17 protein-coding genes are annotated in these 14,510 nt (G+C 70.4%); 10 read left to right on the top strand and 7 right to left on the bottom strand.

What is annotated here, in order from left to right; translation table 11 throughout:
• Window positions 1-20: 20 nt before the first annotated feature.
• From IG75_RS0100260 to IG75_RS0100225, 8 genes are all read left to right on the top strand, one after another.
• Window positions 21-710 (top strand): SDR family oxidoreductase, encoded by a 690-nt coding sequence (locus tag IG75_RS0100260; protein WP_030519075.1) that lies wholly within the window; start codon window positions 21-23, stop codon window positions 708-710.
• On the top strand, window positions 701-1,651 hold the full coding sequence (locus tag IG75_RS0100255; RefSeq protein WP_036512022.1) for a glycosyltransferase family 9 protein: 951 nt from the start codon (window positions 701-703) through the stop codon (window positions 1,649-1,651). Before IG75_RS0100260 ends, IG75_RS0100255 begins: the two co-directional genes overlap by 10 nt.
• Window positions 1,644-2,948, top strand: coding sequence for a UDP-glucose dehydrogenase family protein (locus IG75_RS0100250; RefSeq protein ID WP_030519073.1), 1,305 nt, complete (start codon window positions 1,644-1,646; stop codon window positions 2,946-2,948). The genes IG75_RS0100255 and IG75_RS0100250 overlap by 8 nt, the downstream gene beginning before the upstream one ends.
• Before the next feature lie 211 nt (window positions 2,949-3,159).
• On the top strand, window positions 3,160-3,747 hold the full coding sequence (locus IG75_RS0100245) for an STAS domain-containing protein (protein ID WP_063045266.1): 588 nt from the start codon (window positions 3,160-3,162) through the stop codon (window positions 3,745-3,747).
• A 223-nt stretch (window positions 3,748-3,970) separates the two neighbouring features.
• Complete coding sequence (locus IG75_RS0100240) at window positions 3,971-4,723, top strand: GAF and ANTAR domain-containing protein (protein WP_081876547.1); 753 nt, start codon at window positions 3,971-3,973, stop codon at window positions 4,721-4,723.
• 117 nt (window positions 4,724-4,840) lie between these two features.
• Window positions 4,841-5,284 carry a hypothetical protein gene (locus IG75_RS0100235; protein WP_030519070.1) on the top strand — a complete coding sequence of 148 codons (444 nt, stop codon included), beginning with the start codon at window positions 4,841-4,843 and terminating at the stop codon, window positions 5,282-5,284.
• Window positions 5,285-5,347: 63 nt separating this feature from the next.
• Window positions 5,348-5,695 carry a rhodanese-like domain-containing protein gene (locus IG75_RS0100230; protein WP_030519069.1) on the top strand — a complete coding sequence of 116 codons (348 nt, stop codon included), beginning with the start codon at window positions 5,348-5,350 and terminating at the stop codon, window positions 5,693-5,695.
• A 343-nt stretch (window positions 5,696-6,038) separates the two neighbouring features.
• Entirely contained in the window at window positions 6,039-7,274 is a 1,236-nt protein-coding gene (locus IG75_RS0100225; protein WP_156058533.1) for a hypothetical protein, read from the top strand.
• Window positions 7,275-7,320: 46 nt separating this feature from the next.
• Here the strand turns inward: IG75_RS0100225 and IG75_RS0100220 are convergent, their stop codons facing one another.
• Together IG75_RS0100220 and IG75_RS0100215 are read right to left on the bottom strand one after the other, a co-directional pair.
• Window positions 7,321-8,139, bottom strand: coding sequence for a hypothetical protein (locus IG75_RS0100220; RefSeq protein WP_211145892.1), 819 nt, complete (start codon window positions 8,137-8,139; stop codon window positions 7,321-7,323).
• Window positions 8,140-8,319: 180 nt separating this feature from the next.
• On the bottom strand, window positions 8,320-9,687 hold the full coding sequence (locus IG75_RS0100215; RefSeq protein ID WP_051714022.1) for an MFS transporter: 1,368 nt from the start codon (window positions 9,685-9,687) through the stop codon (window positions 8,320-8,322).
• 56 nt (window positions 9,688-9,743) lie between these two features.
• Between IG75_RS0100215 and IG75_RS0100210 the strand changes: the two genes are divergently transcribed.
• A complete protein-coding gene (locus IG75_RS0100210; protein ID WP_051714020.1) occupies window positions 9,744-10,739 on the top strand; it encodes a GlxA family transcriptional regulator in 996 nt (331 codons plus the stop codon).
• Between the two features lie 122 nt (window positions 10,740-10,861).
• Here the strand turns inward: IG75_RS0100210 and IG75_RS0100205 are convergent, their stop codons facing one another.
• From IG75_RS0100205 to IG75_RS0100195, 3 genes are all read right to left on the bottom strand, one after another.
• Window positions 10,862-11,368: a flavin reductase family protein gene (locus IG75_RS0100205; protein WP_030519064.1), complete on the bottom strand. Its 507-nt coding sequence runs from the start codon at window positions 11,366-11,368 to the stop codon at window positions 10,862-10,864.
• A 41-nt stretch (window positions 11,369-11,409) separates the two neighbouring features.
• A complete protein-coding gene (locus IG75_RS0100200) occupies window positions 11,410-12,207 on the bottom strand; it encodes an SDR family NAD(P)-dependent oxidoreductase (RefSeq protein WP_030519063.1) in 798 nt (265 codons plus the stop codon).
• Between the two features lie 218 nt (window positions 12,208-12,425).
• A complete protein-coding gene (locus IG75_RS0100195; RefSeq protein ID WP_081876697.1) occupies window positions 12,426-13,292 on the bottom strand; it encodes an RNA polymerase sigma factor SigF in 867 nt (288 codons plus the stop codon).
• 242 nt (window positions 13,293-13,534) lie between these two features.
• Here IG75_RS0100195 and IG75_RS38810 point away from each other — a divergent pair, with 242 nt between their 5' ends.
• Window positions 13,535-13,690, top strand: a complete 156-nt coding sequence (locus tag IG75_RS38810; protein WP_156058531.1) for a hypothetical protein — start codon at window positions 13,535-13,537, stop codon at window positions 13,688-13,690.
• 49 nt (window positions 13,691-13,739) lie between these two features.
• On the opposite strand, the gene IG75_RS40010 is transcribed toward IG75_RS38810, so the two are convergent.
• Both IG75_RS40010 and IG75_RS0100180 read right to left on the bottom strand, forming a co-directional pair.
• A complete protein-coding gene (locus IG75_RS40010; RefSeq protein ID WP_036512020.1) occupies window positions 13,740-14,087 on the bottom strand; it encodes a hypothetical protein in 348 nt (115 codons plus the stop codon).
• Window positions 14,088-14,168: 81 nt separating this feature from the next.
• A complete protein-coding gene (locus IG75_RS0100180) occupies window positions 14,169-14,504 on the bottom strand; it encodes a hypothetical protein (RefSeq protein ID WP_030519061.1) in 336 nt (111 codons plus the stop codon).
• Window positions 14,505-14,510: the final 6 nt, after the last annotated feature.

The following is a 14,510-nucleotide window of genomic DNA, read 5'->3' as shown; positions in this document are numbered from 1 at the left end:
CCCGAGAACGAAGGAGTGCGATGCGAAACCCTGGAAATATCCTGATCACCGGCGGTGCTTCCGGTCTCGGCGCCGCGGTCACCGCCGCGGTGCTCGAACACGGGGGCCGCCCCCTCGTGATCGACCGGGACCAGCCCGAGACCACGGTCGATTTCGTCCGGGCCGACCTCGCCGATACCGCCGCCGCCGACAACGCCGTGCGCGAACTCCTCGACACCGCCGACGGCCGGATCGACGGTGTCTTCACCGCCGCCGGAACCGACGCCTGCGGGCCGCTCGACCAGGTGCCCGCCAAGGATTGGGAACGGGTGGTCCAGGTGAACCTGCTGGGTACGGTGGCCGTGGTCCGCGCGGCGCTGCCCGCGCTGCGTCGGCACCGGGGCACGGTGGTCACCTGTGCCTCCACCCTCGGCCTCCGCGCCGCGAGCGACGCGACCGCCTATTGCGCGTCGAAATTCGGGGTCATCGGCTTCACCCGGGCGCTCGCCGCCGAAACCGCGGGGGAGGTCGGGGTCACCCTGCTCGTCCCCGGCGGAATGCACACGGCGTTCTTCGACGGGCGCGCCGAGAAGTACAAGCCGCCGCCGGACGCGAAACTCAACCGGCCGGCGGATGTCGCGAATACGGTGCTGTTCGCGCTGGGCCAGCCGCCCGGCTGCGAGGTCCGCGAGCTCGTGGTCTGCGCCTCGGAAGAGGGGTCGTGGCCCTGAGCGGCACGATTCTCGTATTGCGCGCGCTCGGCCTGGGCGATCTGCTGACCGCGGTGCCCGCACTCCGGGCGCTGCGGGCCGCCTGTCCGGATAACCGCCTGGTGCTGGCCGCGCCGGAACCACTGCGCGGACTGGTCGGCCTCATCGAGGCGGTGGACGAACTGCTGCCGACGCCCGGGCTGGGTGCGCTGCGGCGCCCGCCCGAACCACCACGTCTGGCGGTCAACCTGCACGGCCGCGGCCCGGAGAGCATCCGTGACCTGGTGGCGACCGGACCGGGCACGCTGCTGACCCACTGTCATCCCGATTTCCCGGGCCGGACCGGACCGGCCTGGCGTGCCGACCTGCATGAGGTCGACCGCTGGTGCCGGCTGCTGGAGTACGCGGGCATCCGGGCCGATCCCACCGCACTCGGGCTGCGCCCGCCGCCGATACCCACCCCCGTACCGGACGCGGTCGTGATCCACCCGGGCGCGGCCTATCCCGCCCGGCGCTGGCCACCCGAACGTTTCGCGCGCGTGGCCCGCGAGCTCGCCGCCGACGGACGCCCGGTGGTGGTCACCGGTTCCCCGGAAGAGGTGCCGCTGGCCCGGGCGGTCGCCGGCCGGGCCGGGCTCCCGGACTCCGCGGTGTACGCGGGACGTACCGATCCGGCCGGGCTGGCCGCGATCGTGGCCGGCGCGGCGCTGGTCGTCTGCGGCGATACCGGTGTCGGGCATCTCGCGACCGCGTTCGGTACACCCTCGGTACTGCTGTTCGGTCCCACCTCGCCGGGTACCTGGGGGCCGCCGCCGACTGCCGAGCGTCATATCGCGCTGTGGGCGGGGCGTCTCGGCGATCCGCACGGCAACCGCCCGGATACCGGGTTGCTCATGGTGCGACCCGAACGCGTGCTCGGCGCCGCGGCCGAGGTCATCGGAAAGGGGGCACATCATGGGTAGCCGTGTCGGTGTGGTCGGTGCCGGATATGTGGGACTCACCAGTGCCGCCTGCCTGGCCCACCTGGGTCACCATGTGATCTGTCTCGACAACGACGAGAACAAGATCGAACAACTGCGCGCGGGCCGGGTGTCCATCGTGGAGCCGGGGCTTCCGGAGCTGGTCCGGGCGGGACTCGACGAAGACCGGCTCGTCTTCACCACCGACCCGGAGTCGCTGGCCGAGGCCGAAGTGGTGCTGCTGTGCCTGCCCACCCCCAAGGGTGACGGCGGGGCGGCCGATCTGGGTGTGCTCGACAGCGCTCTCGCCACTTTGTCGGCCGTCCTGCGGCCGGATTGCACTCTCGTCACCAAATCCACTGTCCCGGTGGGGACGGCGGCCCGGCTCGCCGCCCGCCCCGGCTGCGCCGGAGCGGCGGTGGTGAGTAATCCCGAATTTCTCCGGGAAGGCCGTGCGGTACAGGATTTCCTGCGGCCCGACCGCGTGGTCATCGGCGCCGCGGAGCAGGACACGGAATCCGCCGACCGGGTCGAAGAGCTCTACGCCGGCACGGGTGCCGCGGTATTGCGCTGCGATACAGCCGGCGCGGAACTCGCCAAATACGCCAGCAACGCTTTTCTGGCGGTGAAACTGTCGTTCGTGAACACGCTGGCCGAATTGTGCGAACGCGTGGGCGCCGATATCACCGAGGTCACCGGCGCAATGGGGATGGACGACCGGATCGGACCGGATTTTCTCGCGCCCGGCCCCGGCTGGGGCGGCTCCTGCCTGCCCAAGGACACCCACGCACTACTACGCGCCGCGGAATCGGCGGGCGTGGACTTCGCCATCCTGCGCGATGCCGTGCGCGCCAACGACCGGCAGCACGCCATGGTGCTGCGCAAGGTGCGGCGTGCGGTCACCGGCTCGGTCGACGGTTCGCTGGCCGACGCCCGCATCGGCGTACTGGGGCTCGCGTTCAAGGCCGGTACGGGAGATCTACGCGACTCCCCCGCGGTCGCGGTGGCGCGCCAGCTCTGCCGGCACGGCGCCACCGTGACGGCCTACGACCCGTGCGTCCCCGGCAGCACCCCCGGTCTCGGCCCGGTACAGGTGGTGGACGACCCGTACCTGGTCGCGGAGGGCGCGGCAGCGCTGGTGATTCTCACCGAATGGCCCGAATTCCGCGCTCTCGACTGGTCGCGGTTGAAGGCCCGGGCCGACCGGGCGATCATCGTGGACAGCCGCAACCTCTTGGACCGCGCCGCTCTCCACGGCACCGGTTTCGAGGTGGTGGGTATCGGTACCGGTGACCGCTGAGCGCCGGACCACCGGTAGCCGGCCTGCGCACGACCGGTCCGGTAGACCGCCGAGGGCGTCGCCGTCGCGGTCAATCGGTGCGTGTGGCTCGCCGCCGCCGGCGGCGGCACCGTGCGCGTAGGGTGGGGATGAAGCGGGTTCACGTTCGCCTTGAGACTCCAGGGTCGGCCCGGCCACGATGCGTCGTGCATCTCGACTGATCCAGGTCCCCATGAAGCCATTCAGTTTCTCTGCTGTACCTCCTGCCCCCGTTTCGCCGCCGCCGTCCCGATCACCCGGTGACCAGCTGACCTTCCGGACTCTCCGGCGCGGCGAAATCGTCGTCCTCGCCGTCCGCGGCGAAGCGGATGCGTTCACTCTCCCCCTATGGCGGCAGAAGGTGCGCGAGGCGGTCGATACGGCGACCACCGGGTGTGGCGCGCTGATCGTCGATGCCGCCAGGCTCGGTTTCCTGTCGTTGCGCACACTGGAGGCGCTGGCGGTGGACGCGGAACAATACCGCCGCGACGGTGTGGAGATATGCCTTGTCACCGGTGACCCCCGTATCGCGCGTTTCGCCGGCACCGACTCCCGCACCGCGCGTCTGCCCATCCGCTCCACCGTCGTCGCGGCGGTGACCATGCTGCGGCCGCGGCCGGAAACCCCGGCCATCGGGCCGAGCCGGTTTCGAGCCCCGCTCATCACCCGGGACGAGCCGGGAATCGACCGGCCCGCCTATTTCGCCGGCGAGATCGTCGCCGGATCCGCGGCCGGTATCCCGGACGCCGTGATCGGTTCGGCCATGCCACGCCGCCGCTGACTCGCCGGTTGTTCGTCCGGCAGCCCGGTCGGAGACCCGAGGGTCCCCGGCCGGACTGATTCTCGACCCCCGGCGGTGACCCGCCCGCCGGCCGGGCGAGCAGCACCGCTCCGGTACCCCGCGACGTAGGGTGGAAGGCGGGCGTGGACCTCCGGCGAGAGCACGCGGCCACGCCGCCGGCCGGGGACGCGGCCGGCACCTGCTGCGGAAGGCGCTCCCGACCATGGCGACCAGTGCACAGCCCGGCCCCGGCGACGGCACGGCGGCGGAAACCGCCGAGCGGTCCCGGATTCCGGCGGACCTGGCCGAGCGGTTGGGCGATCTGGCCCGGTACCTGGAGGCCCGGGCGGATGTGTCGGCCACCCTGCAGGGCATCGTCGATACCGCGGTGGATACCGTGCCGGGCGCGGCGTACGCGGGAATCTCGGTGATCGCCCGGCGGCGGGTGATGGATACGCCGATCGTTTCGGCGGCTCTCGTCGCAGAGGTCGACCGTGCCCAGATCGAGTTCGAGCAGGGCCCCTGTCTGGACGCACTGTACGAACGGCACACCGTGGCGCTGCCCGATACCGCCGGCGAAGTGCGGTGGCCGCGATTCGCCGCGCGTGCCGCCGAACTCGGTATCGGCAGTATGCTGTCGTTTCAGCTCTACGTGCTCGGCGACGATCTCGGCGCCCTCAATCTGTACGCGCGCGTGCCCCGCGCCTTCGACGCCGATTCCGAACGCGTCGGACGGCTCTTCGCCGCCCACGCCGGCGTGGCGATGGCCACGGCACAGCAGGTTTCGCAGTTGAGGCACGCCATCGACACCCGTGACCTGATCGGTCAGGCCAAGGGCATTCTCATGGAGCGGTACAAGCTGACCGCCGAACAAGCCTTCGCCCTGCTGGTGCGGGCCAGCCAGCACAGCAATACCAAGCTCACCGAGATCGCTTCCTACCTCTGCCGCAGCGGCGAGTTGCCCACCGGCCGGTAGCTCGTGCCGGGGTGTGCGGCGTCGTCCGGACCTACTGTGCACCGGCCCACAATCCTTCAGTCACCCTGAAGGAAGTGTTAGGCTTCAGCGCACCTGAAGGTCGAGAGGGAGCTGTCCATGCACAACCTGCTGCTGTCGGTCCATGTCCTGGCAGCGATTGTTTTCATCGGCGGCTCGGCCGTGGCCACCAGTCTGTTCCCCCGCTACGCGCCGGTATCGGGAACCGTCCCCGCGCCGCCGGAACGTCAGCACGCCGTCGCCGCCGTCCTGCACCGGATCACCGGTACCTACGCCCGGCTCGGCCTGATCGTCCCCGCTGTCGGCATCGTCCTCGCCACGCTCCAGAACCGCATGGGCGAGATCTGGATCACCACGGCGATCGTTCTCACCGCGTGCGCCGCCATAGTCATCATCACCACGATCCACCCGATGCAGCGCCAAGCCCTCGCGGCGCCCGACGACGGACGGCGATTGCGCACCCTCGGCATGCTCAGCGGCGGCTACAACATGCTGTGGCTCATTGTCGTGGTGCTCATGATCGTGCGCCCCGGCGCCGCCTGAACCGGCACGACCGGCGAGAAGATCACCGTGCCCACCCCCCCGACGATATGAGGACGAACTTCCGTGAGCATCCGTCACTACCTGTACCGCGCACCCTCCCTCTCCGCACGAGAGGCGATCGACGCCGTCCGCGCCGGAGCGCTGATCGTGGATGTGCGCCGGCAGTTCGAATGGAATCGCACCCACATTCCCGGTGCGGTCCACCTACCGCTGGAACAGTTGACGACAGAATGCGAACAGTTGCCCGACGATCGGCTTCTGATCACCTTCTGCACCGGCGGTCTGCGGTCCTACGGCGCCGCGAATCTCCTTGTCGAATACGGCTTCGAGGCCAAGAACATGTCGGGCGGCCTGGTCGAATGGCGTGCCGCCGGCGGCGCGCTCGAGGCAGGTGGGCGACCGGGCCGGTGACGGCCATCGGCTCCGGACACCGCAGGGTGTACGGCGTCGAGACCCCGGACACAGTGCCGTGACAACGCCGATTGTCAGCAATCGAACGGCCACCGCTTTCGTACCGCGTACGGGCCGGACCCATTGATATCGGTTCCAGCGCATGTGGATGTGCGCCGCCGAGAATCTCGAATTCCATGCGCCGACCTGCCAACGTTCCGCAAATACCGGAACTGCGCATTCTCTGTCAACGGTGGTTAAGTTCTCTTTGATCGTCTCCTCCCCGGCCCGGAAAGTGATCGAATGTTCTGTACCGGAGGAGAACAGTAATATCGTCCGGGCCCGCGCCCAGGAGGTTGTCACCGTGACCGAGACCAGCGGCGCCACGCTGCGTCCGTCCACACTGGACCGATTGGTCCAGCTCGACGAAAACGAGACACTGTCGGTCGAAGACGTGCGGTCCGCGGCGCGCGAGCTAGGTCTGGCCGAGGGGCAACTACACCAGTGGCTGACCTTCCACAGAGCGCGGCGCACCCCGCTCACCTCCCAGAAGGTACCCGAACCCGCCACTCGCATAATGGGTTACCGCGACGCCGAACCCCGGGACCGGGTCGCCGACGTCGTACTGACCACCGGTGACGACGCACTCCCCCGGATACCGGACAGCGATGTCACCACATTCCGCGCCGACGCCCACCGCGAGCTGACCGCGCCGGAATTCGACCGTCTCGACGCCGTCTACACCGAAGGTATCGAGGCGACGTGCCGCTGGCTCGCCGCGCGCACCGGCCGTCCGTGCGTACACCACCCGGGTGGCACCGCCGCGGCGATACCGTTCGGTGAACCCGGCACCGCCGGATACTTCTGGGATCGTTCGCTGTCGACTCCCCGGCCCGGGCTGCCCGAGGCGAACCACCCCAGCGACCGGCGCGAAATCCTCGGCCTGTACCGGTTTCTCGGCGAACTCGTCTGCGGCAGCCCGGGCCGTGGGCACACCGTGGCCCGGCTGCGCGGGGCGCAGGCGGGTTTCCTGCTGCACGGTATGCGACTGAACCTGCCGCCCGACCTCAACTACTCGGTGGGCCCCGGATTGACCACCGTATACGTCGAGGACGACACCCTCGGCCGGATCCGGGCGCGCACCACGAACCCGGTCGACGCCGCGGCCCTCGCCACGGCGTTGTGTACCGGCGCCACCACGGTGGAACTGGGTTCGGTGCCGTGTACGGGGCTCACCCGCGACGGAGTCGTATTCACCGGGCCGATCGGTTACGCACAGCCCGCCGACCTGTACGTATGGGTTCTACCGGGTTCGGTGCGAGCGCTGTTGCACGAGGCCCGGGCGTACCAGGAAGCTCGCCCGCAGTCCGTGTCGAAATTGTTCGCCGGCGGCATCGGCGGTGCCGGTCGCCGACTGCGCCAGACCGCCGCGCGCTGTGCGGTGACGATGCCGGAACTCCATCACTGGCACCACAGCTGGATCCGCGGGGCCGGGTTGCTGCGGGGGGCCGAATCGCCGGAGCCCGTGCACAACACCGATCTGTTGTTCGCGTTGCGGCTCGCGCCGAATCCCGCGCCGCCGCGGACTCGTTCGGTCTGATACCGCGGCGGGACCCTTCGAGTTCGTCGTCCGGGCGCACGGGGAGTCACCCGGACCACGAACCTTCCGGCACCGGAACGGGGCCGGAGGTGTGCGCGGGTACAGAAGGCACGGTGGGCCCTCCGCGCCCGGGGAGGACCGACGACAGTGCCCCGAGCACATCGGCCGTCTGGTCCGCGGGACCGCCCCGGGTGTGCGCGGCCACCGTGAAACCCGGGCCGAACGACGCCGAGGCGACCTCCTGGGGCGGGGCATCCGCCCAACCCCATTTGGTGCCCTGGACGCCGGGCAGCGCGGCCGTACCCCAGTTCTGTTCGGTGCCGTCGGCGGCACGGGGTGCGGCGGTGGCCATCCAGAACAGGATCGGGGAGGCCGGATCGGTGCGCAGTTTGGCGTCGAGGAAATCGGCCACGTCGGCGGTACTGGTGGTGGAACTGCCCCAGTTCGCGCCCGGCCGGGTTTCCGCCAGCCCGTACTCCGCGGCGACCGACGCGATGGCCCCGGGATATTTCGCCGCCACCGCGTCGGCGGCCGCATCGTCGGAATACCGGATCATCCGCTCACCGTGGGCGAGGTCACCGGCCGAACCGTCACCGTGGCGCAGTGCGTAATCGGTGAGGTAGAGCTTGGCCAGCGACAGCGCGCTGCGCACCTGGTGTTCGTCGGCGGTGCCCCAGCTCAGGCCGGTGAGCGAACGGACCGAGATTGCCGTGCGCGGCGCGGTCTCGCCCGCCGCGGTGGGTGGGACCGGGTCGGGTGCCGGCGCCGCCTGCGCGACAGGCGGTCCGAGAGCGCAACAGGTGGCGAGTGCGGCGAAGGCAAGGGCGCGGTAGTCCATGGCCACTCCCGGCGTCGGTGCGGGCACGGTCGGCCCGCGTCATCGACCACTTTCCCCGGGGCACGGCGCACAAACTCCGGTCACGACTCAGCGCGGTAACAGTCGGTGAACGGTAGGTGCGCCCGGGCCGTCCCCCGGACCGACGGGCCCGGTTTCGTGGCGCCTCCATCGACGCCCCCTCGAAGCCCGGTTTCGTGGCGCCCCCGATCAGGACCGGTCTCCCGGCGACCGCGTGATCAGGCCCGGTTTCCCGGCTCCGGGGTCGGACCCGCCCGGGGCCGCCATCACCGCGGGCGCACCGGCCCGCGGGCGCCGTGCGGCACCGCACAGCAGTGCCGCCACCACACACAACCCCGCGGCCACGAAGAAGGCGAGGTCGTAGGAACCGTGGGCGTCGCGAAGGTATCCCGCGCCGAAAGCGGCCACCGCGGCACCGAGCTGATGCGCGGCGAAGACCCAGCCGAACACCACCGGGGTCGAGGCACCGAACCAGCTGCGGCAGATGGCGATCGTCGGCGGCACGGTGGCCACCCAGTCGAGACCGTAGAAGACGATGAAAACCCAGGTGCTCGGCTCGGCATTCGGGGAGAGCAGCGCCGGCAGCAGGAGCAGTGACGCCCCACGGCCGAGGTAGTAGATCACCAGCAGTATGCGAGGATCCACGCGATCGGTGAGCCAGCCGGAGAAGACCGTGCCCGCGACGTCGAAGATCCCGATGGTGGCCAGCAGCGACGCGGCCACGGTGACCGGCATACCGTGATCGTGCGCGGCGGGTATGAAATGCGTGCCGATCAATCCGTTCGTCGTCATCCCGCAGATGGCGAAGCTGCCCGCCAGCAACCAGAAGGCGGGAACCCGGGCGCCCTGCGCCAGCCCGGCCAGTGCCGCTGTGAAGGTACCGCCCGGCAGTGGCTCGGCGGCGGGCTCGGATTCGCCGCCGTAGGCGGTGAGGCCCATATCGCCGGGACGGTCCCGGATGAACAGCACGACCAGCGGTATCACCGCCAGCGCCGCGAGAGTCACGATGATCGAGGCCCAGCGCCACCCGAACGCCTCGGTGACCCCCGCGACCACGGGCAGGAACACGAGCTGGCCCGTCGCGCTCGCCGCGGTGAGCACCCCGGTGACCAGCCCGCGCCGGGCCACGAACCACCGGGTCGAGACGGTGGCGACGAAACCCATCGAGAGGGACCCGGTACCGAGCCCCACCAGCACACCCCACAGCAGCACCAGCTGCCAGCTCGCGGTCATGACCGTGCCCACACCGGTCCCCGCGGCGATCAGCAGCAGTGCACCGGTGAGGATCGGGCGCACACCGAACCGGTCCATGAGCGCGGCGGCGAACGGCGCGGTGACGCCGAACAGCACCATGTTCACCGACATCGCGGCGCCGATCGTGGCATGCGACCAGCCGAATTCCTGGTGCAGCGGCGTCATCATCACACTCGGCACCGCCCGGAACCCGGCGGCGCCCAGGATGGCCACAAAGCTGACGCCCGCGACGATCCAGGCGAAATGCAGTCGTGGCCGCCGACCGGCGCGCGCGACCGCGGCGCCGGGATCGATCTTCGTCATCACGATGATCAGCTTCCGGTAGCCGCCGCCGCGTCACCAGTGGCAGAATCGACAATATGCGTGAAGATCATGCCACCGATGGTTCGCCCCGGCGCCCGCATACCGTCGCCGTGCTGTTGCTCGATCCGGTGGTCGGTTTCGACGCGACCATCCCGTCCCTGGTGTTCGGCGAGGCCACCGACGAGGCCGGCAACCCGCTCTACCGGGTTGTGACGTGCTCCCTCGACGCCGGGCCCGTACCGGCCACCGCGGGATATTCGATGGTCGCCGCGGCCGGGCCGGAAGCGCTCGCCACCGCCGATACGGTGATCCTGCCGGGGACCAGATACCGCGCCGCCCGCGCCGGCGGCGAACTCGGCCCCGCCCTCGCCGCGGCACTGGCCACGGTGCCCGCCGGGGCCCGGATGGTGTCCATCTGCACGGGCGCATTCGTCCTCGCCGCCGCGGGGGTCTTCGACGGCCGCCGCGCCACCACCCACTGGCGCTACGCCGACGATTTCCGCCGGCTGTTCCCGGCGGTCGAACTCGATGAGACCGTGCTGTTCGTGGACGAGGGCGCGGTGCTCAGTTCGGCGGGCCTGGCGGCCGGAATCGATCTGTGCCTGCACATCATCCGCCGCGACCACGGCGCCACCGTGGCGAACCGGGCCGCTCGATACTGCGTCGTACCGCCCTGGCGCGAGGGCGGCCAGGCCCAGTTCATCGAGCACCAGGTGCCCGGCCCCGACGACCTCAGCACCGCCCCGACCCGAGCGTGGGCGCTGACCCGCCTGGCCGAGCCGCTCGGCGTCGCGACCCTCGCCGCGCACGCGCGGATGAGCCCGCGAACGTTCAGTCGCCGGTTCCGGGCCGAGACCGGACTGTCCCCGGGCGCCTGGCTTCGCGATCGCCGGATCGATCTGGCCCGGGAACTGCTGGAATCGGCGGATATCCCGGTGGACGAGGTCGCGGAGAGGTCCGGGCTCGGATCACCGGACAACCTGCGCCACCATATGCGGCGCGGTCTGGGGATGTCGCCCTCGGCGTACCGGAAAACATTCGCCGGCCCCTGATTCGGCGCCCGCACCGCCCGCGGCGGACCTCGCCCCGTGTCGTTCGGCGAATGCGCGACCGCCGCCGAAGTGGCGGCGGAACCGCACCGCAGGCAATCCGTGAAAGTGGCGCGACAAGCCCCTCACGCCGGATGACCGGGCCGCAGGCCGGCGACATCGTGGAGGCGCAGCACGGCCGGCGCGGAGGCCGGAACGGCGGCGTCCTCGGGCGCCAGCACCAGGCCGACGTGGTCACCGAAATCGTGCCGGGTGAGGATGCGACCGCAGAACCAGGCCACGGCATCGAGCAGGATCGGGACCCCGTGCGGGCCGGAGCGCCAGCGGCACCGGTCGAACTTGTCGATCTCGTCACCGGTCTGCGTACCGAACAACACGGCGAGTTCCGCGTCGTCCGTACCGACCAGGTGCACGGCGGCGAACTCCGCGCCCGGCGCCACCCGGAAGGTGTGATTGGTCTCGGACAGGCAGACCAGGAACCGGGCGGGGTCGACCCCGACCTGGGACGCGAATCCGACCAGGCACCCGGACCGTTCATCGCCCGCAGCCAGGGTGACGATGTACACGGGTGCGTCGGCGGCAGCCACCAGATCGTCGAAGGCGTCGGACTCGGAGTGTGTGTTCGCCGGCATATGCCGTGTATATCAGGGCGGCCCCGGCGGCAGGACCGCTGTCAGTAGTAGACCGGGCCCGGGACGCCGCCGCCCACCGCGACAGCGTCGCCGGTGATGGCGATACTGCGCGGGGACGCCAGGAAGGTCACCACATCGGCCACCTCGCGGGCATCGATGACACGACCCACGGAATTACGGACGAGGTCCCGTTCCAGTTCCGCGACCGGCGTCCCGGATTCCGCGGACCGCTCGCCGAGCCGCTGGGTGAGGCGTTCGGTCCGGGTCAGGCCGGGGTGCACGACCGTCACGTTCACACCGGCGGGGCCGAGTTCGTCGGCGAGGTTCTTGGTCAGCGCGGAAACACTGATATTGCGCACGGTCTGGGCGATCGAATTGGCCTGCCGGGCACCGAGTCCGCTGATATTGATGATCCGGCCCCACCGCTGGGCGACGAGATGCGGCGCGACCGCACGCGCGGTGCGCAGGTAGCCGAGAACTTTGATCTCTACTTCCCGGCGCACGATCTCGTCGGTGGTATCGGCCAGGCCGGCCGGGGCCCCCGCGCTCCACGGGGTGGCGGCGGCGTTCACCAGGATGTCCACTCCGCCGAGTTCGGCGACCGTGCGCCGCACCAGTTCCCGGACCTGATCGTCGTCGCCGGTATCGGTGGGCACGGCGAGCACACGCCGGCCCGTTTCCGCGGCCAAGGCGGCGGCCGCGGCCTCGAGCGGTTCGGCCGAGCGCGCCGCGAGCACCACATCCGCGCCCTCGGTGGCCAGTCCGCGCGCGACGGCCAGCCCGATACCCTTGCTACCGCCGGTGACGATCGCCCGTTTTCCGTTCAGTTCCAGGTCCACGCCGAGCACGGTAGCCGCTCGCGCGGCCACGGTCGCCGATCCCGCTCGGGCCGATCCGAATTCCCGGGCGACGGCAGCCGGTCACCCCTCCGAGGCCCGGATGGGTGACCGGGACGAACGCCGGTGATGCCGGCCCGGCGCAGCCTGCCGCCGATACCGGAACCTACGACCCGGCAGGGCCGGGCCGCCCGCGAGCCCGCGCGGAATCCGGCCCCGGATCAGGCGGCCGTGGTGATCGAATCGGCCTCGCCGGGCTCGGCCATCGCCTGTTCGCGTAGGGTCCGCAGCGTTTTGGCGAGGATCCGCGACACCTGCATCTGCGAGATATCGAGCCGTTCGGCGATCTGCACCTGGGTCATGTTCGCGAAGTACCGCCAGACCAGGATCTGCCGTTCCCGCTGTGGCAGTTCCGCGATCAGCGGGCGCAGCGTCATCGCGTCCTCGAGCAGCCGGTAGCAGGGGTCCTCCCCGCCGAGCCGGGCCAGTACCGCCGGCGGCGAGACCTCGTCGTCCTGGTCGTCGGTGGGGGCGTCGAGGGAGCTGCTGGTGTGCGCGTTACCGGCGATGAGTGCCCGGGTGACGTCGGTGAGATCGGCGTCCAGTTCCGCGGCGATCTCCCGCGCGGTGGGCATCCGGCCCAGCCGCTGGTACAGCGTCTCGGTGGCCGGGCCGATCCGCAGATGCAGTTCCTTGGTGCCGCGCGGCACCCGCACGGCCCAGGTGTGATCGCGGAAGTGGCGGCGCACCTCGCCCATGATGGTCGGGATGGCGAAGGACAGGAACGAGCTGCCCCGCGACCCGTCGAAGCGGTCCACCGCCTGGACCAGGCCCAGGCGTGCGATCTGGAGCAGATCGTCGAACGCTTCGCCGCGGCCGGAGAAACGGCGCGCGATATGTTCAGCCAACGGCAGGCAGCGGTGCACGATCTGCTCGCGTAGCGCGCGCCGGCGCGAATCCTCGGGTGCGAGCGCCGCCAGTTCGGCGAACAGCGGTTCGATGTTGTCGTAGCTGTCCCCGTGGGCGGGCACATGGGCGGTACGTGACGCACGATCTCCGGCGTGCTGGTCGGTCGTGGCTTCGGTCATTTCGTTCACCGGATGCTCCTCGGGCTTTTTCCAAACCTCGTTGGACCGGGGATACCCCCGCGACGCGGTGATCGAAACGTGATCTGAAAATCGCGCGAGTGTGAATCCGCCGACGCCTGTGGCGGGCCGGGATCGGGAGCGGTGTTTCGGACGGCCGAAAACGGTCATGCGCACCATGACGGGCGCCGTAGCCGGCAGACAGTCGTGCGGCGCGATCGCCCAGGCGAGAGAACGGAGGACCGATGACCATTCAGGACACCATCGCTCAGCTGCACCAGGACATCACCACGGCCGAGGACGCGGGTGACGAAGCCACCGCGGCGCGATTGCGCCGGGAACTGGAAACCGCACTGCGTACCGCCGAGGACCCGGACACCGGGCAACAGGGCGCGCAATAGCGCGTCGGAACACGGCGGGGACACCCGGTGTGGGTGTCCCCGCCGGCCGTCAGCGCGCCGGCGGCGCGACAGTGGTCGTGCAAAAGGTCTGGCACTGACCGGGGGTCGGCGTGACCTGCGCCGGTTGCTCCCCGAAATCGGCGGTGCTCACCAGAATCATCACCAGTAGCGCACCCCCGACCACCAGGCCGAAGATGAGCAGTGTGGGCCACAGCCAGGTCCGCATCGGCTGTTCGTCGGCAATCGGTACCACCGGCATCACCGTGCCCGCCGGATTGATCGCGTCCGCGGGGTCCACCGGGTTCGCCGGATTCACCGGGCTCGCCGGGTCGAGCGGGTCCGCCGGATTGAACGGGCTCACCGAGCCGGGCACGCTGCCCTCGTCTTCGGCCTTCACACAACACCTCCAGTGGGTCTCATGTGCCGGATACCCCGAAAACGCCTCCGCTCACGCGGGGTTCGCCGGGCGCCGCCCGAATCAGGACGAGATGTAGATACTCCAGTCGGGGAAGCCCCACCGGCCGTTGTGCTCACCGTGTTCGATACCACCGCCGTAGGTGCCGCGGCAGCCGATGCCGTTCCAGAGTTTGACCTTCCGGTCGGTGAGGTTGCGCACCGACACCCGGCCGACCACCCCGACCGCGCTGAGATCGATACAGCCGCTGGGATTGTCGATGACCTTCTCCACCCGGCTCCCGTCGGCGATCCACCGTAGTGCGACCTGCCCGCTCGCGGCGTGCGCGCTACTGTCCACTGCCGATGTCACCGCTATCGCCATCGCGGCCGAACCCAGAGCCATCACGAAACGACGCATACGAGA

Source organism: Nocardia rhamnosiphila NBRC 108938 (assembly GCF_000720425.1).
Lineage (GTDB): Bacteria > Actinomycetota > Actinomycetes > Mycobacteriales > Mycobacteriaceae > Nocardia > Nocardia rhamnosiphila.
The sequence above is the reverse complement of the archived record's forward strand: the minus strand, read 5'-3'. Positions and strand labels throughout refer to the sequence as shown.

Excerpts from the sequence above, each read along its gene's own strand:
- IG75_RS0100205 (WP_030519064.1), bottom strand. The coding sequence starts at position 11,368 with ATGCCGGCGAACACACACTCCGAGTCCGACGCCTTCGACGATCTGGTG.
- IG75_RS0100215 (WP_051714022.1), bottom strand. The coding sequence starts at position 9,687 with ATGACGAAGATCGATCCCGGCGCCGCGGTCGCGCGCGCCGGTCGGCGG.
- IG75_RS0100250 (WP_030519073.1), top strand. The coding sequence starts at position 1,644 with ATGGGTAGCCGTGTCGGTGTGGTCGGTGCCGGATATGTGGGACTCACC.
- IG75_RS0100245 (WP_063045266.1), top strand. The coding sequence starts at position 3,160 with ATGAAGCCATTCAGTTTCTCTGCTGTACCTCCTGCCCCCGTTTCGCCG.
- IG75_RS0100180 (WP_030519061.1), bottom strand. The coding sequence starts at position 14,504 with ATGCGTCGTTTCGTGATGGCTCTGGGTTCGGCCGCGATGGCGATAGCG.
- IG75_RS38810 (WP_156058531.1), top strand. The coding sequence starts at position 13,535 with ATGACCATTCAGGACACCATCGCTCAGCTGCACCAGGACATCACCACG.
- IG75_RS0100240 (WP_081876547.1), top strand. The coding sequence starts at position 3,971 with ATGGCGACCAGTGCACAGCCCGGCCCCGGCGACGGCACGGCGGCGGAA.
- IG75_RS0100260 (WP_030519075.1), top strand. The coding sequence starts at position 21 with ATGCGAAACCCTGGAAATATCCTGATCACCGGCGGTGCTTCCGGTCTC.
- IG75_RS0100235 (WP_030519070.1), top strand. The coding sequence starts at position 4,841 with ATGCACAACCTGCTGCTGTCGGTCCATGTCCTGGCAGCGATTGTTTTC.
- IG75_RS0100195 (WP_081876697.1), bottom strand. The coding sequence starts at position 13,292 with ATGACCGAAGCCACGACCGACCAGCACGCCGGAGATCGTGCGTCACGT.
- IG75_RS0100210 (WP_051714020.1), top strand. The coding sequence starts at position 9,744 with ATGCGTGAAGATCATGCCACCGATGGTTCGCCCCGGCGCCCGCATACC.